General features: G+C 58.9%; 1 protein-coding gene. It reads right to left on the bottom strand.

The features are described 5' to 3' along the window. The coding region (locus tag M5B96_RS32450) for an IS3 family transposase (RefSeq protein WP_248801255.1) at positions 1-392 on the bottom strand (392 nt) is incomplete at both ends.

Raw genomic sequence — 392 nt, 5'->3', positions numbered from 1 at the left:
GCTCGCAACCCAGCCGATAGCCTCTCGATCACAACAGTCCAGGGCAAAGGTCACGCTCAGTTTTGCACCATCGTCGCAACGGAACTCGAAGCCGTCCGAACACCAGCGTGTATCACTGGTTTTCACGGCAATACGGCCTTCATGCCGGCGCGGTACGCCAGGCTGTTTAATACGCCGCGCCAACAGCAGGTCGTGATCACGCATGACACGATAAACCCGCTTCACGTTGATCGGTGGCAACGACTGGGTTTCACGTGCGCGCCGCAGCAATCCCCAGACGCGACGGTAGCCATAGCTGGGCAGTTCGCTGACTTGCTGCTTAATCTCGGCGACCAATTCCGTATCGTTCACAAGCCGGCGTCGCCGTGCGACGGGCGATATCGATTGCTTGC

It is taken from the genome of Pseudomonas sp. MWU13-2105 (genome assembly GCF_023242315.1).
Classification (GTDB): domain Bacteria; phylum Pseudomonadota; class Gammaproteobacteria; order Pseudomonadales; family Pseudomonadaceae; genus Aquipseudomonas.
The sequence above is the reverse complement of the archived record's forward strand: the minus strand, read 5'-3'. Positions and strand labels throughout refer to the sequence as shown.